General features: G+C 50.9%; 25 protein-coding genes. 13 read left to right on the top strand and 12 right to left on the bottom strand.

The features are described 5' to 3' along the window. Positions 1–34 precede the first annotated feature (34 nt). Complete coding sequence (coaBC, locus tag AAC007_RS11410) at positions 35–1240, bottom strand: bifunctional phosphopantothenoylcysteine decarboxylase/phosphopantothenate--cysteine ligase CoaBC (protein ID WP_339676887.1); 1206 nt, start codon at positions 1238–1240, stop codon at positions 35–37. Positions 1241–1350: 110 nt separating this feature from the next. Between coaBC and radC the strand changes: the two genes are divergently transcribed. From radC to rpmG, 3 genes are all read left to right on the top strand, one after another. Continuing rightward, positions 1351–2025, top strand: a complete 675-nt coding sequence (gene radC / locus AAC007_RS11405; protein WP_339676884.1) for a DNA repair protein RadC — start codon at positions 1351–1353, stop codon at positions 2023–2025. A gap of 336 nt (positions 2026–2361) precedes the next feature. Beyond that, complete coding sequence (gene rpmB / locus AAC007_RS11400; protein WP_219043467.1) at positions 2362–2598, top strand: 50S ribosomal protein L28; 237 nt, start codon at positions 2362–2364, stop codon at positions 2596–2598. Between the two features lie 11 nt (positions 2599–2609). Then, positions 2610–2780: a 50S ribosomal protein L33 gene (gene rpmG, locus AAC007_RS11395; protein ID WP_008252729.1), complete on the top strand. Its 171-nt coding sequence runs from the start codon at positions 2610–2612 to the stop codon at positions 2778–2780. 102 nt (positions 2781–2882) lie between these two features. Here rpmG and AAC007_RS11390 read toward each other — a convergent pair whose 3' ends face one another. From AAC007_RS11390 to AAC007_RS11380, 3 genes are read right to left on the bottom strand one after another with little or no spacing between them, the layout of a single operon-like run. Continuing rightward, a complete protein-coding gene (locus AAC007_RS11390; RefSeq protein ID WP_339676872.1) occupies positions 2883–3440 on the bottom strand; it encodes a BON domain-containing protein in 558 nt (185 codons plus the stop codon). Between the two features lie 48 nt (positions 3441–3488). Beyond that, positions 3489–3689, bottom strand: a complete 201-nt coding sequence (locus tag AAC007_RS11385; protein ID WP_219043469.1) for a CsbD family protein — start codon at positions 3687–3689, stop codon at positions 3489–3491. 55 nt (positions 3690–3744) lie between these two features. After that, on the bottom strand, positions 3745–3921 hold the full coding sequence (locus AAC007_RS11380; protein ID WP_339676869.1) for a DUF1328 domain-containing protein: 177 nt from the start codon (positions 3919–3921) through the stop codon (positions 3745–3747). A gap of 156 nt (positions 3922–4077) precedes the next feature. Here AAC007_RS11380 and AAC007_RS11375 point away from each other — a divergent pair, with 156 nt between their 5' ends. The 3 genes from AAC007_RS11375 to AAC007_RS11365 are packed head-to-tail and all read left to right on the top strand — an operon-like array spanning position 4078 to position 5140. Beyond that, positions 4078–4371 (top strand): hypothetical protein, encoded by a 294-nt coding sequence (locus AAC007_RS11375; RefSeq protein WP_295873643.1) that lies wholly within the window; start codon positions 4078–4080, stop codon positions 4369–4371. 5 nt (positions 4372–4376) lie between these two features. Then, on the top strand, positions 4377–4820 hold the full coding sequence (locus tag AAC007_RS11370; RefSeq protein WP_295873645.1) for a hypothetical protein: 444 nt from the start codon (positions 4377–4379) through the stop codon (positions 4818–4820). Between the two features lie 2 nt (positions 4821–4822). Next, complete coding sequence (locus AAC007_RS11365; RefSeq protein ID WP_295873647.1) at positions 4823–5140, top strand: hypothetical protein; 318 nt, start codon at positions 4823–4825, stop codon at positions 5138–5140. A gap of 23 nt (positions 5141–5163) precedes the next feature. Here the strand turns inward: AAC007_RS11365 and AAC007_RS11360 are convergent, their stop codons facing one another. The 4 genes from AAC007_RS11360 to AAC007_RS11345 form a co-directional block, all read right to left on the bottom strand. Continuing rightward, a complete protein-coding gene (locus AAC007_RS11360) occupies positions 5164–5775 on the bottom strand; it encodes a histidine phosphatase family protein (protein WP_295873649.1) in 612 nt (203 codons plus the stop codon). Between the two features lie 75 nt (positions 5776–5850). Continuing rightward, positions 5851–6927, bottom strand: coding sequence for a hypothetical protein (locus AAC007_RS11355; RefSeq protein WP_295873651.1), 1077 nt, complete (start codon positions 6925–6927; stop codon positions 5851–5853). Positions 6928–7015: 88 nt separating this feature from the next. After that, on the bottom strand, positions 7016–9307 hold the full coding sequence (locus AAC007_RS11350) for a hypothetical protein (RefSeq protein WP_295873653.1): 2292 nt from the start codon (positions 9305–9307) through the stop codon (positions 7016–7018). Between the two features lie 299 nt (positions 9308–9606). Further along, the gene (locus AAC007_RS11345; protein WP_295873654.1) at positions 9607–9738 is read right to left on the bottom strand and encodes a hypothetical protein; all 132 of its coding nucleotides are present in this window, start codon (positions 9736–9738) and stop codon (positions 9607–9609) included. A 137-nt stretch (positions 9739–9875) separates the two neighbouring features. Between AAC007_RS11345 and AAC007_RS11340 the strand changes: the two genes are divergently transcribed. Further along, a complete protein-coding gene (locus AAC007_RS11340) occupies positions 9876–10859 on the top strand; it encodes an MDR family oxidoreductase (RefSeq protein WP_295873655.1) in 984 nt (327 codons plus the stop codon). Positions 10860–10889: 30 nt separating this feature from the next. Here AAC007_RS11340 and argE read toward each other — a convergent pair whose 3' ends face one another. The 3 genes from argE to AAC007_RS11325 form a co-directional block, all read right to left on the bottom strand. Continuing rightward, positions 10890–12047, bottom strand: coding sequence for an acetylornithine deacetylase (argE, locus tag AAC007_RS11335; protein ID WP_339676862.1), 1158 nt, complete (start codon positions 12045–12047; stop codon positions 10890–10892). Between the two features lie 102 nt (positions 12048–12149). After that, a complete protein-coding gene (locus AAC007_RS11330) occupies positions 12150–13412 on the bottom strand; it encodes an inorganic phosphate transporter (RefSeq protein ID WP_219043479.1) in 1263 nt (420 codons plus the stop codon). A gap of 32 nt (positions 13413–13444) precedes the next feature. Beyond that, positions 13445–14122: a TIGR00153 family protein gene (locus tag AAC007_RS11325; RefSeq protein WP_296435709.1), complete on the bottom strand. Its 678-nt coding sequence runs from the start codon at positions 14120–14122 to the stop codon at positions 13445–13447. A 163-nt stretch (positions 14123–14285) separates the two neighbouring features. Between AAC007_RS11325 and AAC007_RS11320 the strand changes: the two genes are divergently transcribed. Genes AAC007_RS11320 through AAC007_RS11310 form a run of 3 tightly spaced genes read left to right on the top strand, consistent with a single transcriptional unit; the run spans position 14286 to position 20004 of the window. Next, on the top strand, positions 14286–16064 hold the full coding sequence (locus AAC007_RS11320; RefSeq protein WP_339676853.1) for a GspE/PulE family protein: 1779 nt from the start codon (positions 14286–14288) through the stop codon (positions 16062–16064). Positions 16065–16119: 55 nt separating this feature from the next. Next, positions 16120–19041, top strand: a complete 2922-nt coding sequence (glnE, locus tag AAC007_RS11315) for a bifunctional [glutamate--ammonia ligase]-adenylyl-L-tyrosine phosphorylase/[glutamate--ammonia-ligase] adenylyltransferase (RefSeq protein WP_339676850.1) — start codon at positions 16120–16122, stop codon at positions 19039–19041. Positions 19042–19077: 36 nt separating this feature from the next. After that, entirely contained in the window at positions 19078–20004 is a 927-nt protein-coding gene (locus AAC007_RS11310; RefSeq protein WP_295873665.1) for a branched-chain amino acid transaminase, read from the top strand. Between the two features lie 41 nt (positions 20005–20045). Here AAC007_RS11310 and AAC007_RS11305 read toward each other — a convergent pair whose 3' ends face one another. Beyond that, positions 20046–20441 (bottom strand): hypothetical protein, encoded by a 396-nt coding sequence (locus AAC007_RS11305; protein ID WP_339676847.1) that lies wholly within the window; start codon positions 20439–20441, stop codon positions 20046–20048. Between the two features lie 307 nt (positions 20442–20748). On the opposite strand from AAC007_RS11305, the gene AAC007_RS11300 reads away from it, so the two are divergent. The 3 genes from AAC007_RS11300 to AAC007_RS11290 are packed head-to-tail and all read left to right on the top strand — an operon-like array spanning position 20749 to position 23853. Next, entirely contained in the window at positions 20749–22068 is a 1320-nt protein-coding gene (locus AAC007_RS11300; protein WP_295873668.1) for a glycosyltransferase family 4 protein, read from the top strand. Further along, positions 22055–22771: a class I SAM-dependent methyltransferase gene (locus AAC007_RS11295; RefSeq protein WP_295873670.1), complete on the top strand. Its 717-nt coding sequence runs from the start codon at positions 22055–22057 to the stop codon at positions 22769–22771. Before AAC007_RS11300 ends, AAC007_RS11295 begins: the two co-directional genes overlap by 14 nt. Then, positions 22768–23853 carry a prenyltransferase gene (locus tag AAC007_RS11290; RefSeq protein ID WP_339676842.1) on the top strand — a complete coding sequence of 362 codons (1086 nt, stop codon included), beginning with the start codon at positions 22768–22770 and terminating at the stop codon, positions 23851–23853. Before AAC007_RS11295 ends, AAC007_RS11290 begins: the two co-directional genes overlap by 4 nt. Positions 23854–24032: the final 179 nt, after the last annotated feature.

The raw sequence follows: 24032 nt of genomic DNA, 5'->3' as shown, positions 1-24032 counted from the left end.
ATGCTCCCATAATGGTAGAGCGCACTCTGTCTGTCTAGCGAGTCTCAGCAAAGAATTTTTGTGCGATTAAGGTTATCAGTTGGGCTGCCAGCTGGTTTTTACCCATTTGTGGGATATCACATTGCCCGTCTTTCCATATTGCGGTGACCGCATTGTCATTGGCATTAAAGCCAATGGCGCTATTCGAGACATCGTTGGCGATAATTAAATCGAGATTCTTTCGTTCCAGTTTGCCCCGCGCGTAGCGCATGAGATCCTGGGTTTCTGCCGCGAAGCCGACAGTCACCGGCCGTTCACTGTGATTGGCAACCGTGCTCACGATGTCCGGGTTGCGGACTAAGTCGATGTGCATGCTGTCATTGTCTTTTTTAATTTTTTGATCGGCGGCCTTAGCTGGGCGATAGTCGGCGACCGCGGCGCAGGCAATAAAAAGCTCGCATTTGCCGAGGGTGGCAGTGCTGGCGTCCAGCATATCCTGGGCGCTAATCACGTCTACTCGGCTTACTCGCTCTGGACAGTTTAGGTTTGTTGGGCCGCTGATCAGTGTCACTATCGCGCCGGCATCTGCGGCCGCCGCCGCTAGGGCGTAACCCATTTTCCCAGAGCTGTGGTTGCTAATATAGCGCACGGGGTCAATGGCTTCTCGGGTTGGGCCGGCGGTAATCGTTAGGCGTACGCCATCTAATATTCGGGAATTAAAGATACTGGCTGCGTGTGCCGCAAGCTCTTCCGCTTCTAACATTCTGCCGGGGCCGATATCGCCGCAGGCTTGCTCGCCCGCAGCGGGGCCGAAAAGGACAATTTTGCGGGCGCTCAGGGTGGCGATATTGTCCTGGGTTGCCTGGTCGCGCCACATGCCCTGATTCATTGCTGGCGCTAGCGCGATGGGTGCGGGTGTTGCTAAACACAGTGTGGTGAGCAGGTCGTCGCCACGACCATTGGCTAGGCGAGCCATAAAATCAGCGCTGGCTGGAGCGACTAAAATAAGATCGGCCCAGCGCGCTAGCTCGATATGCCCCATGCCCGCTTCTGCTTCGGGGTCAAGTAAGGTGGTGTGTACCGGGTTGCCAGACAGCGCTTGGAGTGTGAGTGGTGTAATAAACTCCATAGCGGCTGCAGTCATGACGACTCGCACATCGGCGCCGTGATCTTTTAAGCGCCTGATAAGCTCTGCGCTCTTGTACGCCGCAATGCCGCCGGTAACGCCGAGAAGAATATGCCGGTTGCTCAGTTGTTTCATATCACCGTGTCGCTATTGGTCAGTATGGCGTTATTATGAAGCTTATCGAGGCTGCCGACTACCGCGTGGTTTGGTCGCCCTAATAAACCATGTTCACCAAGGAGGGTGTTATGGCAATTACAGATTGGCCGGAAGATGAGCGGCCGAGGGAAAAGTTATTGCAGCGCGGCGCCGCTGCCTTGGCAGATGCAGAGCTATTGGCCATCTTCCTGCGTACCGGTGTCAGGGGGAAATCTGCGGTCGATTTGGCCCGAGAGCTCCTGCAGGAGCACGGTGGGCTAGCTGACTTGATAGCGGCAAGCCGCGAACGATTCTGCGCGTCTCACGGCCTAGGTGACGCCAAGTTCGTGCAATTACAGGCGGTTGTGGAGATGTCGCGTCGTTATTTGGCAGAGGCGCTGCTGAACAAGCCGGTATTTGCTAGTGCGGCCGCGACACGGCAGTTTTTGCTGGCTCAGCTGCGCAATGAGGTTCGCGAGGTGTTCGCGGTGCTGTATCTCGACAATCAGCATCAGATGCTCCTGTACGAGCCGTTATTCTACGGCACCATTGATGGCGCAGCGGTTTATCCGCGTGAGATAGCGCGGCGGGCGCTAGAATTACATGCCGCCGCCCTGATCGTGGTGCACAATCATCCATCCGGAGTGGCGGAGCCTAGCGAGGCGGATATCAGAATTACCCGCCGAATCAGGGATGCTTTGGCATTATTGGATATGCGCTTGCTGGATCACTGCGTGGTGGCGGGGCCAGAAGTTATCTCGCTAGCTGAGCGGGGTTTGATCTGACGCGCTGAAAAATACGGTCCACTAGATTTATGGCGTGGCAGCGGCCAGATTGGCAGCCTACGTGCCTGCAGGCTGCGTGTTCTCTGGTGGTGAGGTATCTCAGCTAGCTCCCAGGGCGAGAATGGGCGGAGATTCTTTAAGGGAAATTTCGCGACAAAACTTGCTTGCTGCCGGACCTTCTGGTATAAAGTCGCGCTCCATTTGGGCCGTGTCCGGGATGCAAAACTTCTCAGGGCACCCGAGTATTGTCAGAACCACACGGCGGCCCGGTTTGAACCTGATTTTATAAACCTTTTGCACCGCAAAACGCGGATAAGGGTTGAAGAGGCGACTATCATGTCTAGAGTATGTCAAGTTACTGGCAAGCGTCCGGTAACCGGAAACAATGTATCACACGCAAAGAACCGCACCCGTCGCCGTTTTTTGCCAAACCTGCACAGCCACCGTTTTTGGGTTGAAGCAGAGAAGCGTTTTGTCACTTTGCGTGTTTCTAGCAAAGGCATGCGTATCATCGACAAAAAAGGTATTGAGTCTGTGTTAGCAGAACTTACTGCCCGTGGCGAAAAATTCTAAGGAGACTGGTCATGGCTAAGAAAGGCGCAAGCGATAAAATCCGTTTAGTTTCTAGCGCGGGTACTGGTCACTTCTACACGACCACTAAAAACAAGCGTAACACTCCGGACAAATTTGAATTCTCAAAATACGATCCAGTGGTACGTAAGCACGTAATGTACAAAGAAGCTAAAATCAAGTAACTCTTGGTTTCGTGCTTCCATAAAAAAACCGCGCAATGCGCGGTTTTTTTATGTCTGCAGAAATTAGCAGAGCTAAGGTGCCGAGAGCGGCTGGTTCGCCCTTTAGTTGACGACAGTTAGCTTGTCTTCAACGTTATTAACGTGATCAAAGCCTTTAGCAATCTCTATGGCTAAGTCGTGAGCCGCATCGCTTTTAACCGTGCCTGTTAACACTACCATGCCGTTTTTAGTGTCGACATCAATGCTAGTGGCCTCAATGTCGTCATTGGCAGCATATTTCATATTGATGCCGGCGGTGGTGGTTAAGTCATACCAGGTGCGGCTAAATCTCTCGCCAGTAGCTTCCATTTTGCTGGTGTAGTTTTTATCTACAGTGAGCTTGTTGTCTACAGACTTTACACCGTCGACATTCTCAGCAATCTGTCCTGCTAAGTCCTTTTCAATTTCGCTGTTTACAGTGCCTTTGAGCGTTACGTTTGATTTTTTAACGTCAGTGTCGATGGTGAAATTGTTAAGTTCACTGTTTAGCATCAAGGCGGTTTCAATCTTCCCATCCAGCCACGCATCATTTGTTTTACCTTGCCAATCATTAGCTAATACCGGCGTAATGCTAATAGCTGAAAGTACAATAGCGCTTGCTAGCGTTTTTTTGATAGTCATATTCTTCTCCATGAATTTGAAAGATAAAATTTCTATGTGAAATTAATTTCAAGAAACTTTCTTTTTCAACTCGTCAAATTGCTTTTCTGCTTCGTCCTTGGCCAAGCCGTAGCGCTCTTGTATAACACCTATGAAGCGTTCGTTGTTGGCTTGTGCGTAATTAATATCATCGTCAGTTAAATCAGCCCATTTCTCTTTGATTTGGCCTTTCAACTGCTTCCATTTTCCTTCAGCGATATCTTGATTCATAAAAATACTCCTCTTGATAGCGAATTATTGCCCTCTTGGGCAAAGTAATATGCGATTACAACCGCGGTGGTCGTCCTTGCAAAACTTGCATTAGTAAAGAAATAACAAGTAGAACTAAAAATATAAAAAATAAAATTTTAGCAATACTCGCTGCTGTACCTGCTATGCCGCCAAAGCCAAGTGCTGCAGAAGCTATGGCAACAATAAAAAACACAAGTGACCATCCCAGCATGATAATTTCCTTTTTTGTTGCAGTGATAATTCTGACCTCAACTAAATAATAAGTTCAAAGTTTGTTTTTTTTATAAAATACAAACTTTGTCTGAAATGAATTGTCCACACAGTGAAGCCTATATTTGGTAATTTGTTAATTAAAGGGAGGTGCAATATGGCTAATGCAGCTGCAACGAGTGATAAAGCGCATGCAAAAGTAGATGGTGCTGCCGAAAAAATGCATGAGGCTGTTGATCGTGCGGCCGCGGTGGCGGGCAGCAGTGAAGATCGCTTAATTGAGTTGGCGAATGAGTTGCGCGACCATGCGGACAGGCTCGCACAATCTGCTAAATCACGATCTGAGGCAGTTAGCTCTGCGGTAGGTGACTACACGCGTGAGAACCCCGCAAAAAGTATTGGCATCGCATTTTTGCTAGGCGCCGTTCTCGCATTTTTATTTCGTAAATAAAAGAAATGACTTTAAATGTGAGCAAGGGCGACGAGCAGATCTTAGCTGGTGAGCGGATGCACGCCGAAGCAAAGTCGAAGTCGCTAGATTCAGATGAATCTATGGCTAGCTTGGTTCACGCGTATCGCGATCATTTGACAGGCTATTTAAGCTTGGCAGAGATGCACGGTCAGCGCTGGATACTGCTGCTTTGCAAAATACTGGTGCTAAGTCTTGCGGTGTTTATGTTGCTGCTCGCCGGCTGGCTTAGTGTGCTGACTGCGCTCGTTGGCGTAATGATGCAGGCGGGCATGTCACTTGCCGGAGCGATGTTACTCGCAAGTGCGGCGAGCCTTGCGCTGAGCTGGGCTTGTTGGCGAGCTTTGCGTCGACGTATTGGCGAATTCTCGCCATCGTCTCTGGCCGAGTCTGCTCGCGATTCGAGTCCAGCGGCCGGCGGAGGGGCTTAGCCATGGTGAGTGCAGAAAATCAGCTATTAAAGGCTATTGAGCGAAAGAGGGCACAACAAGCGCAAGACCGAGAGGTGCTTCAGCATCGGCGCGAGTTGTATCGCGAGCAGTTAGTTAATAACTTGGCTAAGCCTGAGTATCTTATTGGCGGACTTTGTCTTGGTTTTTTATTTTCTCTTCGCCAAAAAAAGAATGACTGTGGCGATAATGAGCAATGCAAAAAAGTCAGCGCCGGAAACCCAGTATGGCGGCAGATTGTTGTCGATGTCTTAGATCGGCAGCTAAGTCGGCTGTTATTTGAGATGCGTCGCCGGACATAAAAACCGGCTAATTAAAGCGATAATCAGTCTGCAATAAGATGATCGCTTTGATTGAATCGAAGAAGTTGTTTGCTATTTAGGCAAAGCTCTGAAAAAGCAGTATTGCTTTTACTGTATTTTGGCCACTGCGTTGTGTCATCGTGGAGATAATGTGCCAGTGCAATACTGATCGCAACGCCGTGTGAAACAATGACCACGCTTTCATTTTTATGTTTTTCACCTATCTCTTTAATCGCGGCAAGCATTCGCGCTTTCACGACATTCTGAGATTCACCATTTGGGCTGCAAAAATCGGGGTTATGTACTAGCTCGTGCAGGGTGTTGCTGCCCGTACTACTCAATGACTCAAAGGTTTGACCTTCCCAATCACCAAGATCCAGTTCCATTAAGCGCGGATCTTGAATTACCTCTAGATTAAAACCTTGGCCTATTGCCTCGGCGGTAATGCGGGCGCGTTGCAGTGGGCTGCTATAAATAACAGTTGGTGTGATGTAGTTGCTAAAATACGCACCGAGTTTACGTGTTTGTTCATAACCTTCCGGTGTTAACTCGGTGTCGGTTTGGCCGTGCCATACTTTGTCGATATTGGCGTAGGTCTGGCCGTGGCGAACAAAATAGATTTTTCCTTGAGTCATATTTATAGCCAATTGAATATCGTTGTTTTGCAACAAGATCGGAATATTAGCAATTATCCACTGACTAATATATTTTTAAAATACTATGCGACTGCTAATTGAAAGTTCTAACATTTGCGCATTCTCCCATTTTAGCGAATCACTTCTAATCGAAAACGAGAAGAACGGGTGGCGAATACCAATACCAATAGCCTTGCTTCTGAAATCGTAATCGGTATGCCATGAAATATAGGGACTTTTAGATGTGTACCCTAGGCGCGGAAACATGATCTTATCGTAGGATAAAAGTTGGCTGCTTATCCCTGTGTTGTCGTTAATGTCATAGCGCCCGCCGAGAGTGTATCGGTGCGGCAGGCGCTGGGTTTGACCGCGATAACCTTCAATGCCGCTGACTGTAGGTTTTGTATCAATAGCGCCATTGCTGTCGAAGGATATAGTATTGGTGTCTGCGTTTGCTTGAGTGTAAGTCAGATCCTTAAATTTTATATAAGAGAGTATGTCCCTACCCTTTAAGCTAAATGCTATATTTTTTGTGGCTTGCCATTCCAGGTCGATATCTACGCTAGCGCCATGGCCGTCGGTGTCCTCTTCTTTTCGGTCGAGCAGTGTGTCTCTGCTGTAACCATAGTCTAAGCGTAACTGGGTTTGGTAGCCGGTACTTAGCGATTGAAATTGACCTTTTAAATAGCCGTCGGTGGTTTTGTCTGCACGGAGATAGTTGAATCTAATTTTTCCGTCGATCGATGGGGTAATGTCAAATTGATGCGCCAAGCCAAGGCCCCATGCGCGGATATGATTCGGTCTCAAATGGACACTATATACGCGATTTTCTGGCACCGGAATGTCGTTGCGGAGTAGATAGGCTAATTCCGCGGTATCGCTGTTAAATCTCAGGAAGTAGTCATAGCGCTGGAATAAGCTGTACTCCCACTTACCATCGGTGGCGCTGGCTTCTAATTGGTTATGTGTAAAGGCGATATTTCCGTTTTTTACTGGCTTGCCTTCGAGGTCATGGATTGTCTGATCGATTGAGGCAATTGCGCTGTAGCTTTGACTTTCAAATTTTAGACTCAGTATTTCTGGTGCGAATTGAGCGTGACTGGTTGTCACAAAAAAGCAGGAGCTGAGGAAAATCAAAGATGAGAAGCGCATCGCTATGCATCCATTTGTCAGGGTATTTAAATTAAAGATGAAAAAAGGGGAGGCGGTATGCCTCCCCTTTTTTAGTAGTGTGAATCTTTTACATAATAGATTCGAAACTACCGTCTGAGTAGCGAACGATCACGGCTCCGGAGTCATCGCTAACATCAGCGAATTTTTCATTGCCGACGTTAATGGTGCCACTGACGCTGGTTTCGTCGTCAACTTCCGTTTCAGTAAGTACTAACGTCACGTTATTGTGATTGCTAAGTGATACCGAGTCGTCACCCTCGTAAACAAGATTTAGCTGCTTGCCGCCGTAGCTGAGTTTGATGCTGCCTTCGCCAGTTTCTAAACCTGTTCGACTGGCGCTAAAATTCACATTGATATCATCGGCGACACCAGTTAGGTCGATGTCAAAAATGATGCTTAGGCTAGCCATTGCATAGTCTTGCTCTGTTTCAGCTGTGTCACACTCATCAAAGTAGCTAAAGTTATAGCCATTTTGACCGTAGGAATAACTATCTTTGCCTTCGCAGGTTTCATCAAAGTTAGTCAGGCTCGCCGCTAATGTCGCGGTAAGTGAGTTGCCAGCGGCATCACTAAAATCACCAGAAAGTGAGATGTCGAGACCGTCTATCATTGTGGTTTCTGTGTACTCTTCCGAGTCGGAGTAGCCCGACGGGTCAAACGTGGAGTCGTACTCGCCCATCTCGGTATTGCTTAATAGATCTAGCTCGATACTCATTGCGCCAGTGAATGATACTGGGTTGTCACCGTCAGTTTGCGCCAAGGTCACGCTTAGGCTTGCCGCTGCGCTCTGAACACTAACCGAACCGTCCCACGTTTCGTTGTAGCTATTGTCGGTTTCTGTCTCGATACTTTCGTCTTCGAAGCTAAGTGAACCGCTTAGGGCGGAGCCTTCGTCGATAGACAATCTCGCAGCGCTACTCGTCGCGCTTCCAGAAATAGTTAGGTCGAAATTGGCGGTGCCGGATTCGGTAAACGTCACGCTACCGTCGTTATTTTCGACTTCGTCATTGTCCTCGTCGATGACGGTTCCGTTTGCGGCGGTTAGTACTAAGGCAACAACGGTCTCATTAACCGTTACATCCTGGCTTACAGAATACGTTTCTTTGTCACCCGCAGTAGTGATGGTGACAGTCACGTCGTCGGTAGTTGAAGAAGTTGGCTTAGTATCCTCGGCGTCTTCGTACTCTGCCACGGCGTTAGCAATTGCGTTTAAGGCCAAACCTAAGGCTTCTGCTACGGTGCTGCCGTCGGCGGCTAAGGCTTCTGAGGCAAGTTCAATCTCATCAGCAAACGCTTCTTGGTTCTCGGTGATTATGCCAGCGCTTGCTAGGTTTCTTACTTGCTTTACAAATGCTTTTGTAGCGACTAGACCTTCGCTGCCGATGTCGTCGGGGATATCACCTTGACTGGCTGTGGTGTCGCCGTTTTGTTCGGCGTCGGCTTCCGCAGCGGTGATGCTGGTGCTAGCGCCAGTTAGCTCTTGATCGTCGGCGTCGACGCCTTCAACGGCTTTTACTGCATTGAGGATTGCAAGTGCCTCTTCGAGTAATTCTTCTATGGTTATTGCGGTAGTTTCGGTGGTCTCTTTGTCCGCTATGCCACCATTTGCAAATTGGTTGCTTAAGCTTGCTACGGCATCTTCTAGTGACAGGCTTGGGTCATCTTTCAGGATCGCGGCAATAGCAGCGGCAGCTTTCAAGTTATAGTCAAGCGCGTCTTTTGTCGCACCGTTGACAGCATTTGCATTGGTAATGTCGACGATCGCCTGATTGATCAGGCCACCGGTGATACCAAGGCGGTTGGCGATTTGGGCGTTGGAGGCAAGTGCCGCGTCAGAGGGGCGAGCACCACTTACTACTTTTTGCAGGGTCAGTTTTGATGCGATGTCGGTAAGTGGCGTTACGTTAACGGTAACGGAGTTTGTGTCGGCCTTGGGAAGTGTTGCTGCCATGGTAAACGTTGATGCTAGCGGGTAGGTGTCGCCGAATAAAACGGGCGTGCCATCAACCGCGCCGCACTGAGTAACATCACAGCGCATGGTTGCGCCGTCTTCTGCGCTGATTTCGATAAATATCGCCGTTCCTGAAACATAGCTACTATTAAGCGTCAGGCTATATGTGCCGTCCTCTGCAGTTACTACGGGCGTTGCTAGCGGTGTTGTTCTATCTACACTGCCGTCTGCAGCGATGGCGTATGCATTGACGGTGCCACCAATAATTATACCTTTTGACGCTGTTCCACCAACATTGTTGCTGGGGGCTGCGCCACCGCCGCCACCACCACCGCCACCGCAGGCTGCGAGCACAGAACTGATGGCAATAGGTAGGAAGAGTTTACAAAAACGAGGGGGGGTAATCATGAAGAGCTCCTTGAGAATATCCGCCAGTTAGCGCTACACGCTGGTAAGTGCTGAGAGGAAACCCGGTTACACTTTCCTGTGAATCCGCTTAAAACTGTCGTTATTCTTTTATTTAATTGGCGAGTACTGCAGCCCTGATCCGCCTATTTAGTGTTGTTAGAAAAATAAATTTGGGTGCAGTGAATATAAGTACATGCATTTTTAAGCAAGCTCAAGTTGTTTTTACTAATATTCGTTTTTCTCAGCGACCACAAAATCGTCAAATACTAAGCTGCGCTGCAGCTGTAGAGTCACTGGAATTAACTATTGATATTGTCGACCCAGCTGCGGTCGTGGCGGCAACATAATGACCGAGCGCGACCTTTGTCTAGCTTGCGCAATAGTCGCGACAGTTGCATGGTGGTGTTGGTATGGTCGATAAGCATGCTCATTCATCCGTCTCAGTCTTTTTCCGGGGCAGTGGTTGTGTGCTCATACCAAGCGAAGATATCGTTAGATGGTTTGCTGGCTGTTCTCGACGCAGTCGGCAACACCTGATTTTGAATTAATAAACGGGGAGTAGGTGCTGATGTTTTCAGGAATTGTAATTAATAAAGACGAGGCCGGTCAGTCGGTTGCAGTGGCCCAAATCGACGAGACGCAATTACCCGAGGGCGATGTGACGATTGATGTGGAATATTCCACAATGAACTATAAAGACGGGTTGGCAATTACGGGCAGCTCACCGGTGGTGCGTAAATTTCCGATGGTCCCCGGTATTGATTTAGCCGGAGTGGTGTCAGAAAGCAGCCATGCAGACTATAAGCCCGGCGACAAGGTGGTCTTGAATGGCTGGGGTGTGGGTGAGGGCCACTGGGGCGGTCTTGCTCAGAAAGCGCGGCTGAATGGTGATTGGCTTGTCGCGCTGCCCTCTGCATTTACCGCACGTCAGACGATGGCAATTGGCACTGCGGGATATACCGCCAGTCTTTGCGTAGAAGCTTTGATTAAACAGGGTGTTGCGCCTGATCAAGGCGAGGTGCTGGTGACTGCAGCAACGGGCGGCGTTGGCAGTATTGCGATTGCTTTATTAGCCAAGGCCGGGTTTAACGTGGTTGCTGCTACTGGTAAAACCAGTGAAGGAGACTATTTAGCGCAGCTTGGCGCCACCTCTGTAATTGATCGCGCCGAGTTAGGTGGTCGCGGTAAGCCATTGCAGAAAGAGCGATGGGCTGGCGTTGTTGACGCGGCGGGTAGTCAAACATTGGTTAATGCCTGTGCACAAACTCGTTACGGAGGAGCGGTAGCCGCTTGTGGTTTGGCGCAGGGTTTTGATTTTCCCAGTACCGTAATGCCCTTTATTTTACGTGGTGTTTCTCTGTTGGGGATTGATAGTGTAATGGCACCTAAGGCCGCGAGAATAGTTGCTTGGGAGCGTCTCGCGCGGGATCTGGATGTCGGTGTGCTTGAACAGATCGTGAAAGATATCAAGCTGTCTGATGCCATTGGTGTGGCAACGCAAATGATGGAAGGAGCTCTGCGCGGTCGTGTGGTTGTTGATGTTAATAAATAAGGTCAGTCGAGTTTATGCAAAAGCATTTGGCTAAGCGCAGAACCGATTAATCATCTGTTGCAATACATCAATCGTCGGCTGTATCTGATCAAGCGCCATATACTCATCCGGCTGATGTGCTTGGTCGATTGAGCCGGGGCCCATCACGATAGTTTGCATTCCCAACTGCTGAAAAAACGGCGCTTCTGTGGCGAAGCCGACGGTGCCAGCGGGCTGTCCAGTAAGCTGTTCTACCAGGCTTACAATTTCTGAATCGGCGGGTTCTTCGTAGGCGGCTAAGCCTGGCATTAAAGCGCGCAGGCCAATATTGATGGCGCGGCGCTCTGCAACGGGGGTAAGGATTTTCTGTATCAGTGTGTCCAGCTCATCGTTGTCCATGCCGGGGGTGGTGCGAATATCAAAATGCAGCTCGCATTGACCGCAAATGCGGTTGGGATTGTCGCCGCCATGAATACAGCCGAAGTTCATGGTGGGAGTGGGCACAGAGAAGCCGGGGTGCTGGTATTTTAGCGCCAGTTCTTGTCGAAGCTGGATAAGACCGGTCATGACCTCGTGCATGGCATCCATGGCATTGTTGCCTAGCAAGGGATTTGAGGAGTGCCCAGAACGTCCTTTGATGGTAATGCCCTTCATTACGATGCCCTTGTGGGCGCGCATCGGTTTGAGGCCAGTGGGTTCTCCCACCACCGCGTAGCGCGAGCCAGATAGATCTGCTTGCACAAGCGAGCGAGCGCCATCCATGCTGCTTTCTTCATCGGCGGTGGCCAAGATGATAAGAGGTGCTTTTAATGGTTTGTCCAGGAAGGGCTGTAATGCGTCGATGGCAATAGCAAAGAAGCCTTTCATATCGGTACTGCCGAGGCCGTATAGTTTGTTGTCGCGCTCGGTGAGGGTAAAGGGATCGCTATTCCACAGGGCTTCGTTAAATGGCACGGTATCGGTGTGACCCGCGAGCACTAAACCGCCGCTGCCGGAGCCAAGGGTGGCAATTAAGTTGGCCTTGTCTTTATGGCCGAGTATGGGCTGAATTTGAATTTTGAATCCCAGTGGCTCAAGCCAAGAGGCAAGTTGCTCGATAACGCGGATATTACCCATATCGCAACTGGGTAGTGTGGAGCTGACCGAGGGGAGTTTGACTAGCTCTGTCATCATCGACAGAACACTGGGAGTGATTGCTGGTTTGGCCACGATGAGTCCGCGTTATATTGCTGAGTAGCGGATCATTGTAGCGAGTCGCGCAAACAAAGCCAGTGGCTTTGTTTGCGCTGTGTGAGGCTTATTGTGAGCGGACTAGAAAAGCGCCTTTAAAGTAAAGAAGAACAAAATTGCCAGTCCCGCTCCGGCCGGTAGCGTAATTATCCAAGACATAAAGATATTGCGGATAACGCTCAGGTTTAGCGCCGCAATACCGCGCGCTAAGCCCACCCCTAGTACCGCGCCCACCAGTGTGTGGGTAGTCGAAATAGGCAGGCCGGTCGCCGATGCAACAACGACGGTAGATGCAGCGCCAAGTTCAGCCGCAAAACCGCGGCTTGGTGTTAATTCAGTGATCTTGGTGCCCACCGTGGCGATAACTTTAAAGCCGTAGGTGGCAAGACCAAAGACGATACCGCCCGCACCAACCAGTAAAATCCAGCCTGGCAGTGCTGATTTAGAGGCTATTTCACCGCCAGATTGAATGACGCTAACGATCGCCGCGACTGGGCCGATGGCGTTGGCAACATCGTTAGAGCCGTGGGCAAACGCCATGGCGCAGGCGGTAAATACCATAAGCACTGCGAACATGCGCTCTACGCTGGCGAAGCGGAAGCGACCGTCGCCTGACGGTACATCTTTGATCCGACGCAGGAACAGCTGGCCAAGGCCTGCAACAATAACGCCGACGACTGCTGAGTAGGCTAGACACTCGTTAAAGTTCAGTCCCAAACCGATATGCTTAAGCCCTTTGGTCATGGTGACCATGGCGATCATAAAGCCGACTAGGAACAGGTAGTAGGGAATGAATTTTTTGGCTGCTTCAAAGGGGTTGGCTGCATTCAGAATCAAGCGCTGGGCGCTGAGAAATAAACCAAACGATATCGTGCCCGCCATCACTGGGGACACCACCCAGCTCGCAACAATTTGCCCAACCTTGCCCCAGGCGACGGCATTGCTATCGATACCGACCGCGGCAAAGCCTACTAGCGCACCCACAATAGAGTGGGTGGTCGATACCGGCCAGCCCATCATGCTGGCAACGAATAGCCACACCCCGGCGGCCAGCAGCGATGACAGCATTCCGAAAACCAATAAATCGGGACTGTCGGCGACATACGCTGGGTCGATAATGCCTTTGCGAATGGTCTCAGTAACTTCGCCACCTGCCAAGTAGGCGCCGCAGAATTCGAACAGCATAGCGATCAAAATCGCCTGCTTAATAGTCAGTGCTTTGGCACCAACCGAGGTACCCATGGCGTTGGCTACGTCGTTGGCGCCAACACCCCAAGCCATGAAGAAACCAAACAGACAAGCCAAAATCAGCAATAGTTGCCCGTGTTCAGCAATAATTGACATGTGTAATCCTTATAAAAGCGGAGGCCGGCGCGTTAGCGGGCGATAACAATTTGCAGGCGCGAGCCGACTTTTTGTGATTTATCAGACAGTTCACCGATCAGGTTAATCGTTTGATACAGGAACATGACGTCAACGGGGGGAAGGTCTTTTTCGATAAGGTACAGGGCTGCACGGATATCGATTTGGAGTTTGTCGGCTGAGTGCTCTAGGCGATCCAGCTCTTCAATTAGGGTTTCGACCAGGTTTACTTCGCGGCCTCGGAAGCCGGTTTCGAGCAGTTCGTCGAGTTCTTCGATAGCCTTCATCGCTTGGGCAGATGTGGCGATGGCGAGGTCAACGTACTCACTCATCGACGCTGCCAGAGAATCAGGTATTTTCATTTGACGGCCGAGCATCAGGCCGGCAATGTCTTTGCTGCAGTTGGCTATACGGTCTTGCATGCTCACTAAATCGAGCAGATCCGAGCGCGGTACTGGCAGGAAAAGGTTGCTTGGGAGTTGTAGGCGAACTTGCTTCTTGAGCTTGTCGGCCTCGTTTTCTAAATCGACGATAACACTTTGCGCGGCGCTGGCTTTCTCCCAGTCACCCTCGAGGGCGGCGTTAATAAAGGGCTTGAGCGCGGCGGCGCAGGCTTGTGCCTGCTTCATGTGTTCTTGAATTGGCTCGAAGGGGGATTTTCCGAACAAATTACCGAGTGAATTTAAAGGCACGGTGCGACTCCTGTTTGTCGTCGGTCGTTAAGTAGGCCGAATTATACGGAGGTCTGTCGAGGCTAACCAGTTTTTAAATAGAAGCTTTTAATATGCGCACTGGCGCTATGAGCGTATCGCTTGCCATAATGACATTGACGATAACAATGGGATTGCCCCAGCTATGCAGAGCAACATCAATAAAACCGCGGCATTAGAGGCGGGCGGAATAATGCGGCAATTGATCGAGGACGGCGTTCTGGACCCTGCCGTGGCTAAGCGCGTGCGGCCAACACCACCTCGTATTGGCGATAAGTCTCAGCATGTTCTTAATTATCTCGCCGCCGAGCAGCTGCCTGACGCTAGCCGTCCCGGTCGCACGCTGAGTATGGACCGTTTATTAGAATGGCTATCGGGTCACTGTGAGCAGCGCTCACAGCGGATTGATCCATTAAAAATTGACGTGCCGGCGGTGACCGAAGTGATGTCGTTTGCCTTTGCGCAGCGTCACCGTATTTTGGCTGTAGCGGTCACACCGCAAGAGGTCGTTATCGCCGGCGCTGAACCGTTTATTGGCGGCTGGGAGAAAGACTTACAGCAGGTGTTGCGCCGCCCTATTCGTCGCGTGCTCGCTGATCCCGAATCGATAGACCGTTTTACGGTCGAGTTTTACAGCTTGGCAAAGTCGGTGCGTGGTGCCAGTGGCGACAGCCGCAGTGGCGGACAAGCCAACGCCAACCTTGAGCAATTGCTCGAAATTAGTAATTTAAAAGACTTGGATGCCAACGACGGCCATGTCGTCAATATCGTCGATTGGTTGTTGCAATACGCCTATGATCAGCGTGCCAGTGACATCCATATAGAGCCACGCCGCGAACTGGGCAATGTGCGGTTTCGTATCGACGGGGTGTTGTACAACGTCTATGAACTGCCCGCCTCGGTGCTTACCGCCGTTGTTAGCCGTTTAAAAATATTGGGCCGTATGGATGTCGCTGAAAAGCGCAGGCCGCAGGATGGTCGATTAAAAACCAAAAACCCCTCTGGGGATGAGATTGAATTGCGGCTATCGACATTGCCCACCGCGTTTGGCGAAAAAATGGTGATGCGCATATTCGACCCCGAGGTCTTGCTGCGCAGCTTTGAAGAGCTGGGTTTGCGCGGCGAAGATCGCCAGCGCTGGGACGGTATGATTCGCGCTCCCCATGGTATTGTTTTGGTGACTGGGCCTACGGGTTCGGGAAAGACCACCACCTTGTATTCCAGTCTAAAGCAGATTGCGACCAGCGAAGTAAACGTTTGTACCATCGAAGACCCGATTGAGATGGTGGAAGACGCCTTCAATCAAATGCAGGTACAGCACAATATTAATCTCGATTTTGCCGGCGGCGTGCGCGCCTTGCTTAGGCAAGATCCCGATATCATCATGATTGGCGAGATTCGTGATTTAGAAACCGCAGAAATGGCGATTCAAGCGGCGCTGACCGGCCACTTGGTGATTTCTACCTTGCACACCAACGACGCGCCGTCGGCGGTAACCCGCTTGCTAGAGTTGGGTGTGCCCGCCTATTTGATTCGCGCCACCGTGCTAGGTGTGATGGCGCAGCGCTTGGTAAGGAGTTTGTGCCCGCACTGCAAAGAGCCGGTGAGCTTGGATGAAACCGAGTGGACCACCCTTACCGCGCCGTGGAAGGTACGCCCGCCCAGTAATATTTATCACGCTCCCGGGTGCCTGGAATGCCGCAACACCGGGTTTTATGGCCGACAGGGCATCTATGAAATACTGCCAGTTGAAGGCCAGGTGCAAGCCGCCATTGGCGATGATGTCGAGCTGGATAAATTGCGTCGAGTGGCAATGAAGAATGGCATGCGCACACTTCGTCTTAGTGGCGCACAAAAAGTCGCGCGCGGTGAAACCACTATTGCGGAGGTTTTGCGGGTGGCGCCGCCCGTGCAAACGGGCTAGTTACAAATTTACGTTGCGAGCGAGCCCTGAATAATAAGCGGTAAAGGACAGTTTAATGACCACGTCGAATCAATATCCCAGTCTCCAAATTGCGGCAGGGGAGTTGCCGGCAGCGTTGGTGGCTGATGTTGAAATTCACTGGCAAAGTCTCTTCGAGCGCTGTGACGAGCAGCAGCGTGATTGGTACCAGAAATTTGCAGCTTCAGATCGACGCCAGCAATTGCTAACCGCTTTTTCCTGCAGCCCCGCACTGGCCGATTTGTGCGTGCGGAAGCCGGCCTGGCTTCCCAGCTTAGTCGCGAGCCAGGCGCTGCAGACCGGTTTAGCCAAAGATGCTTGGGTAGAGGAATTGCGCGATTTATGCGCCGAGTGTGAGAGCGCCGACGCCCTTGCCAAAATCCTCCGCGACTTTCGCAACCGCCATTGGCTGCGTATTGTTTGGCGAGACCTTAATCGCTTGGCGGCGATGGAGGAGACCGTCAGTGATCTGTCTTATTTAGCCGATGCCTGCGTCGAGGTTGCGCTGGCATACCTGCATCAACAGCTTATCACCGAGCGTGGTGAGCCGCACTCGGCAGAGGGTAAGCCGCAGCAATTAGTGGTTATCGCCATGGGAAAATTGGGTGCGGGTGAATTAAACCTGTCGTCCGATATCGATCTGATTTTCGCTTACCCGCACGCCGGCTCCACCGTGGGCGGTCCGCGTAGCGATGACAATCAGGCCTTTTTTATTCGTCTTGGCCAGCGTCTTATAAAAGCCTTAGACACACGCACTGCCGATGGTTTTGTATTCCGAGTTGATATGCGCCTGCGGCCTTACGGTCAAAGCGGCCCGCTGGTGATTAGCTTCGACGCCCTCGAAGAATACTATCAGGAGCAGGGTCGAGATTGGGAGCGCTATGCGCTTATCAAAGCGCGCTGCATTGCCGGCAATCGCGAAGAGGGGCGGCGCTTATTAGCGCAGTTACGTCCCTTTGTGTATCGGCGCTACCTGGATTTTTCCGCCATAGAATCACTGCGCGATATGAAAGCAATGATTCAGCGCGAGGTGGTGCGTCGCCAGTTGCAAGATAATATCAAACTCGGCTCTGGCGGCATTCGCGAAGTTGAGTTTATCGCGCAATGCTTCCAATTAATTCGCGGTGGGCAGGAGCCGACCTTACAGGTTTTGCAGCTGCAGCTAGTGCTGTCTGAGCTAGAAAAAATGGCCTATCTACCGGCCGCGGTGGTTGATGATTTGCGCAGGGCCTATCGCTTTTTGAGGGATGTTGAACACGTCATCCAAGCCTGGCGAGATGAACAGACGCAGCAGCTTCCCGAAGCTGGCACAGCGTTGGTCGCGCTGAGCTTTGGTATGGGTTTTGGTGACGATATTGCCAGTTTTCAGAAGGCGTTGGCGGCACACCGGCAGTGTGTTGCCACCCATTTTAGCAATGTGATTGCCCCGCCGGAGTCCGAGCCAGACGGGCAGCACCTCAGTAATAATCGCTGGCGAGCCATGCTCGATGATCTTGATCAGGAATCCGTGCGAGCAACCTTGGAAGAAGCGGGCTTCGACGATGCAGCAGAGGCGGCGCGCCTGCTGGTGGCACTGCTAAATGGCGCGAGCGTATTGCGTATGCAGGGCACGGGGCGGGATCGACTCTACGATTTTCTGCCGCTCTTATTAGAAGATTTATGTGAAGCGGCGTCGCCTGCATCGACCTTGCTGAGATTGATTCCACTAATTGAATCGGTACTGCGCCGCACGGCCTATTTGGTTTTGCTGATTGAAAACCCCGGCGCCCGCAGTCGCTTGGTCGAACTCTGTGATGCCAGCCCGTGGATCGCGCGGCAGTTAGCGGCGCAGCCGGTTTTGCTGGACGAACTGTTAGATGCGCGCAGCTTGTATTCGGTGCCCGAAAAGGTGGGCTTAGCTGATGAGCTTCGCCAGCGCTTGCTGCGTATCGACAGCGAGGATCTTGAGACGCAAATGGAGGCCTTGCGGCATTTCCGTTTAGCCCATGTGCTCAAGGTGGCGGCGTCGGAAGTCACCGGTGGCTTACCGCTGATGAAAGTGAGCGATTACCTTACCTATATCGCCGAAGTGGTATTAGATGCGGTGCTTGATATCGCTTGGCAGCACCTACTCGCTAAACACGGCAGTCCGGTGCCGGCGGGGGATGATCAGCGTCATTTCCTTATTCTGGGCTACGGCAAGCTGGGCGGTCTGGAACTGGGATACAGCTCTGATTTAGATTTGGTGTTTTTGCATGACCTGCCGTCAAGCAATGTCAGTGATGGTGATCGACCGCTGGACGTGGGCACATTCTTTACTCGGCTCGGGCAGCGCATTATTCATATTCTTACCGCCACCACCCGTTTAGGTGCACTTTACGACGTTGACATGCGTCTGCGGCCATCGGGCAATTCGGGCCTATTGGTGTCATCGTTTACCGCCTTTAGCGAATACCAAAACACGCAGGCATGGACATGGGAACATCAAGCCTTAGTTCGCGTTCGCGCGGTGGCAGGCGATGAAAAACTGGCGCAAAAATTTGAAGCTTTGCGCGCTGATATTCTGAGGAAAAAACGCGACATATTGGTGCTTAAAGACGAAGTGGTGAAAATGCGCCAGAAAATGCGTGATCATCTGCTGTCTACCGGCGATAAAAATGCGGAATTTGATATTAAACAGGGTGCTGGAGGTATCGTTGATATTGAATTTATGGTGCAATATGCGGTTTTAGCATGGTCGCAACAGCACCCACCGCTTACCTACTACACTGATAATATTCGTATACTGGAATCACTGGCTGAACAGGGCCTAATTTTAGCATCGGATACCCGGACACTGATTGACGCTTACAAGGCGTTCCGCAGTCAGGCACATCGCCTCAGCTTACAAGAGCAAAAAGGGTTGATAGCCGAAACGGCATTGGGTACAGAGCGGGAAATTGTCAGCCGTTTCTGGCAGCAACTGATGTTGTCTCCATAATGGTATTTGCCTGAATTTGTTGAGGAGTAACACACGATGTCTATGGCTGATCGTGACGGCCTGATTTGGTTCGACGGTGAAATGGTACCTTGGCGTGATGCGCGGGTGCATGTTTTAACCCATACACTGCACTACGGAATGGGTGTTTTTGAGGGCGTTCGCGCCTACAAAACAAATGACCGTGGTACCTGTATTTTCCGTATGAACGAGCACACTGACCGCTTGTTCCGCTCTGCGCATATTATGCGTATGGAAATGTCGGTCACCAAAGAACAGGTTAACGAAGCGCAGCGCGCGGTTGTGCGTGAAAACGGCTTAGAAGAAGCCTATCTGCGGCCAATGTGTTTCTATGGTTCAGAAGGCATGGGTCTACGTGCCGACAACCTCAAAATGCACGTGATTGTTGCCGCCTGGGATTGGCCTAGCTACATGAGCCCGGAAGCGCGTGACAAGGGTATTAAAGTGCGTTGTTCGTCTTACACCCGCCACCACGTTAATATTTCTATGTGTAAAGCGAAGGCAAACGGCCATTACATCAACTCGATGTTGGCCTTGCGTGAAGCACTCGATAGCGGTTGTGAAGAAGCTCTGCTTTTAGACAACGAAGGCTATGTTGCTGAAGGTAGCGGCGAGAACGTTTTCATCGTTCGCAACGGCAAGCTTTACACCCCTGAGCTGACCAGCTGCTTAGATGGTATTACCCGTAATACTATTTTTGAATTTGCCAACGAGCTGGGTTTGAAGGTTGAAGAGAAACGTATTACCCGCGATGAAGTTTACGTGGCAGATGAAGCCTTCTTTACCGGTACTGCCGCTGAAGTTCTGCCAATCCGCGAACTCGATGGTCGTATTATAGGTTCAGGCTCGCGTGGTCCCGTGACTAACTTGCTGCAAAATATGTATTTTGACCAAGTTAAGGGTCGTCGTGAAGAGTTTCCTGAATGGTTGACGTCAGTTAACTAAGTCCTCTTTAAAACGCCGTAACAGCAGCGCTGTTGCGGCGTTTATTGTTTTACCTGCGCCTCGGTATATCGGCATTCTCCGCGAATAACCACGTCATTCAATACCGCGTATTGATCAATGATCACATAGCCCAGTGGGCAATATTCTTTCAGTCGGCTGTCTTGTTCCAGGTCGTGAAGGGTTCGCTTTAACTGCGACTCGCTGTCTTCCATGGGTTTACTGGTGCCGTCTTCTCGCCGATTGTTTGCGGTTATCGGCCGCGCTTTTTCACGGAATAGCGGTTGGCTATAGCTGAACAAGCGGATATCGCTGGCTTTTATCGTGGTTTCAAATTTGCCGATAGGTTTTTTCTGGGTGGGGCCGCTGGCACAGCCGTTTAGGGTGCTCAATATTAAAATGACGCTAAATAACGTGTAAAAATAGGCGTGTGTCCGCATAGATATCTTATTCTCGTGGCTAAATTCGGGCCTTGGCGAGTTTAACATGACAAAGTCTTAATGCCAGAACAGGGCGTCCCCGACCATCGCCGGTGGATTTATGCTCACCCCGTGGTTAGAATCCTGTTACTAGACGAACGGCATTCTTCCTTTTTACCTTATAACGTCGACATGGCGTGGGTATGACCGCAAAGTACGTAACAGGTTGCAGGCACAGGGGAATTCCACGGTACTTACTATTCCAGCAACAATAGCCCTAAAAATAGTAGTCCAAATACTTTAATTCGAATAATAGTGACTCCGTTTTATGCCGTCAGAACCAGCCATTGCTAGCGCGCCCCATCTCAATATTGTTCCGGCCAGTGTCATCCCCCTGCCCGATGCTAAACCTCGTCGCGCCTTAAAGGTGTGTTTGCTGGGTTACCGCAGCGCCCCTTATGGCGGTGGGCAGGGAATTTATCTAAAGTATTTAAGTAAGGCATTGGTAGAGGCTGGGCATCAGGTTGACGTCATCTCAGGTCAGCCCTACCCGCACCTCGATCCAAGAGTTAATCTGATCAAAATGCCGGGTATGAACTTGTTTGAAACCGGCTTAACGTCAATTCGTCCGCACCATCTGACCTCGTTAACGAATATATACGAGTGGATGGGTAAGCTCACTGGCGCCTTTTCTGAGCCATATTGCTTTGGTCGGCGGGTATTGAAATACCTTAAAAAGCATGGCCGTCACTACGATATTATTCATGACAACCAATGCCTGAGTTATGGCATGTTAGATATTCAAAAGCAGGGTTTCCCTTTAGTCACTACCATCCATCACCCCATAACAAGTGACCTGAAGATTGCGCTGAGCGCCGCTAAATCCTGGACTGAGCGCCTACTTATTCGTCGCTGGCACAGCTTTTTAATTATGCAGCGCAAGGTTGCCCGTGAACTACATCATGTTGTGACAGTGTCTGAGCGCTCGCGAATGGACATTGCCGCGGCATTCGATATTCAGCCGGCGGGTATCAGCTTGGTACACTGCGGTATTGATACCGAGGAGTTTAGACCCCTCAATAATATCCAGAAAAACCCGAACCGAATTATGGCCACGGTATCCTCTGATCAGCCGCTTAAGGGTATGCGTTATTTATTAGAGGCGGTGGCGGCGGTGGTGCCAAAATATCCCGACCTTGAGTTGCTATTGGTCGGCACACCAAAAGAAGATGGCGAAAGCGGAAAATTAATTCGTGAGCTCGGCTTAGCCAAGCATATTCGCGCTGTTAGTGGCATCAGCACGGAAGATTTGGTGCGCTACTATAACGAAGCGTCGGTGGTGGTCGTCCCCTCAATTTATGAAGGCTTTGGTCTCCCTGCTGGCGAAGCAATGGCCTGTGGCACGGCGCTCATTTCTACCGACGGCGGTGCCTTACCCGAAGTGGTCGGCGATGCGGCGATTCAAGTGCCAATTCGAAATAGCAAGGCCATCGCCGAAGTGCTGGAAACCCTGCTGGCGTCGCCCGCATGGCGTGATGAATTAGCTGCGGCGGGTCGCAAACGTATTGAAGAATTGTTTTGTTGGACTCGCGCCGCACAGCAAATGACGGACTACTACTGGCAGGTGATACAACGTGAAAACGGTTGATTTTCGTCATTTCCACCTTAATCGTGGCGACAAAATTCTAGATTTGGGCTGCGGCGAAGGCCGCCATGTGATTTCTGCCTATGTTGAAGCAGACGTCACCGCAGTTGGAGTTGATCTTTGTCTTAAAGATTTACAAACCGCGCAAAGTCGCTTCAGTGAGTTTTGTGGTGACGAGCAGGCAGAGAAAGCCTTTGGTCTAGCCAATGGCGATGCCATGCAGCTGCCCTTTGCAGACAACACCTTCGACAAAATTATCTGTTCAGAAGTGTTGGAGCATATTCCAGATTACCAAGCGGTATTAAAAGAAATTGAGCGTGTGCTTAAGCCGGGCGGTTTGTTTTGCGCCAGCGTACCGCGAGCTTGGCCAGAAAAAATCTGCTGGGCATTGAGCGACGCCTACCACGAAGTTGAGGGTGGTCATCTGCGTATTTTTAAGGCCAGCGAACTGCGCAAGCAAATTCAGGGATTAGGATTTCGCTTTTATCGCCGACATTGGGCACACGCATTGCATTCCCCCTACTGGTGGTTGAAATGCGCGTTTTGGAAGAACCAAGACTCAAACCCTATCATCAAGCAATATCATCGATTTTTGGTATGGGATCTGATGGATCGGCCCTTATTTACGCGGACCTTGGAAGCGAGCTTGAATCCCGTACTCGGTAAATCGGTAGTCATGTATTTTGAAAAGGCGAAGGCAGCATGAGCGGATTGTTTTTAAGCAAAGGCCTTTTCCCGCAGGAATTTTTTAGGCCGACTGTGGATTTTTTACTGCGTGCTCAACAGACCGACGGCAGCATCCCGTGGTTTGACGGCGGTCACTGCGACCCTTGGGATCACGTTGAGTCGGCTATGGGCTTGAGTATTGGCGGCGAATATAGCGCCGCCGAAAACGCTTATCGCTGGCTCAAAAATGCGCAACTGGAAGACGGTAGTTGGTGGGCCGCCTATCGTGCGGGCCAAGTGGATAATCGCGAGCGCCGTGAAACGAATTTTGTGGCTTATATTGCCACGGGTGTTTGGCACCATTATTTAATAAGCGAGAACCGCGCGTTTTTGCGTGAGATGTGGCCCTGTGTTCGTCGCGCTATTGGCTTCGTTCTCGCCCAGCAGTCCCGCCACGGTGAAATAAATTGGGCAGTGGATGCGCGGGGCGAGCCTATGGAAGACGCTCTCATTACGGGTTGCTCGTCAATTTACAAAAGCCTTGAATGCGCTGTGAATATCTCGGTGGTGATTGGTGATCCGCGGGTAGATTGGCGCGATGCCAGAGTGGCGTTGGGAGACGCCTTGCGCAATAAGCCTGAACGATTTGATCGCACCTGGGAAAGTAAATCGCGCTACTCCATGGATTGGTTTTACCCCGTGCTAACGGGTGCGGTGCCAACACCAAAAGCCAGCGCCCATTTACAAAAGCGCTGGGGTGATTTTGTCGAGCAGGGCTTGGGTTGCCGCTGCGTGTCAGACCAACCGTGGGTAACGGTCGCGGAATCCTGCGAGTTAACGATGGCGCTGTTGGCGGCGGGGGATCACGCCCGCGCCGTAATGGTGTACAGCTGGCTGCACCAGTGGCGGGAAAGCAACGGCGAATACTGGACTGGTTATCAATTTGTGGAAGACGTGCTGTGGCCTGATGAGCGGCCAACGTGGACGGCGGCGGCTATTTTGTTGGCGGCAGATGCGCTAACTGAGCACACCGCTGCCCACCATTTATTTAATCAGGTTCGTTTGTTGGACGTTAAATCGGTAAGCAGCGTGGCAGAAAAGGGTCGCGCGCGTTCGTCCTAGTTACAAATTATAATAAATACGGAGTGCTTCTGAGCCGCTCTTGTCTTGCTATCGCAGTCAAGCTCACTGCAGAACATGGTAAGCGTTTCTGAAGTGAGTTATTGAACAGGGATCAAAGTCCCCGCTATTTATTAAGTCCTGTTTACAATTCTCGCTACTTCACTAGTGCTTTGTCAATT

Source organism: uncultured Zhongshania sp. (assembly GCF_963975605.1).
GTDB lineage: Bacteria > Pseudomonadota > Gammaproteobacteria > Pseudomonadales > Spongiibacteraceae > Spongiibacter > Spongiibacter aquimaris.
This window is presented reverse-complemented; position numbering and strand designations above follow the sequence as displayed.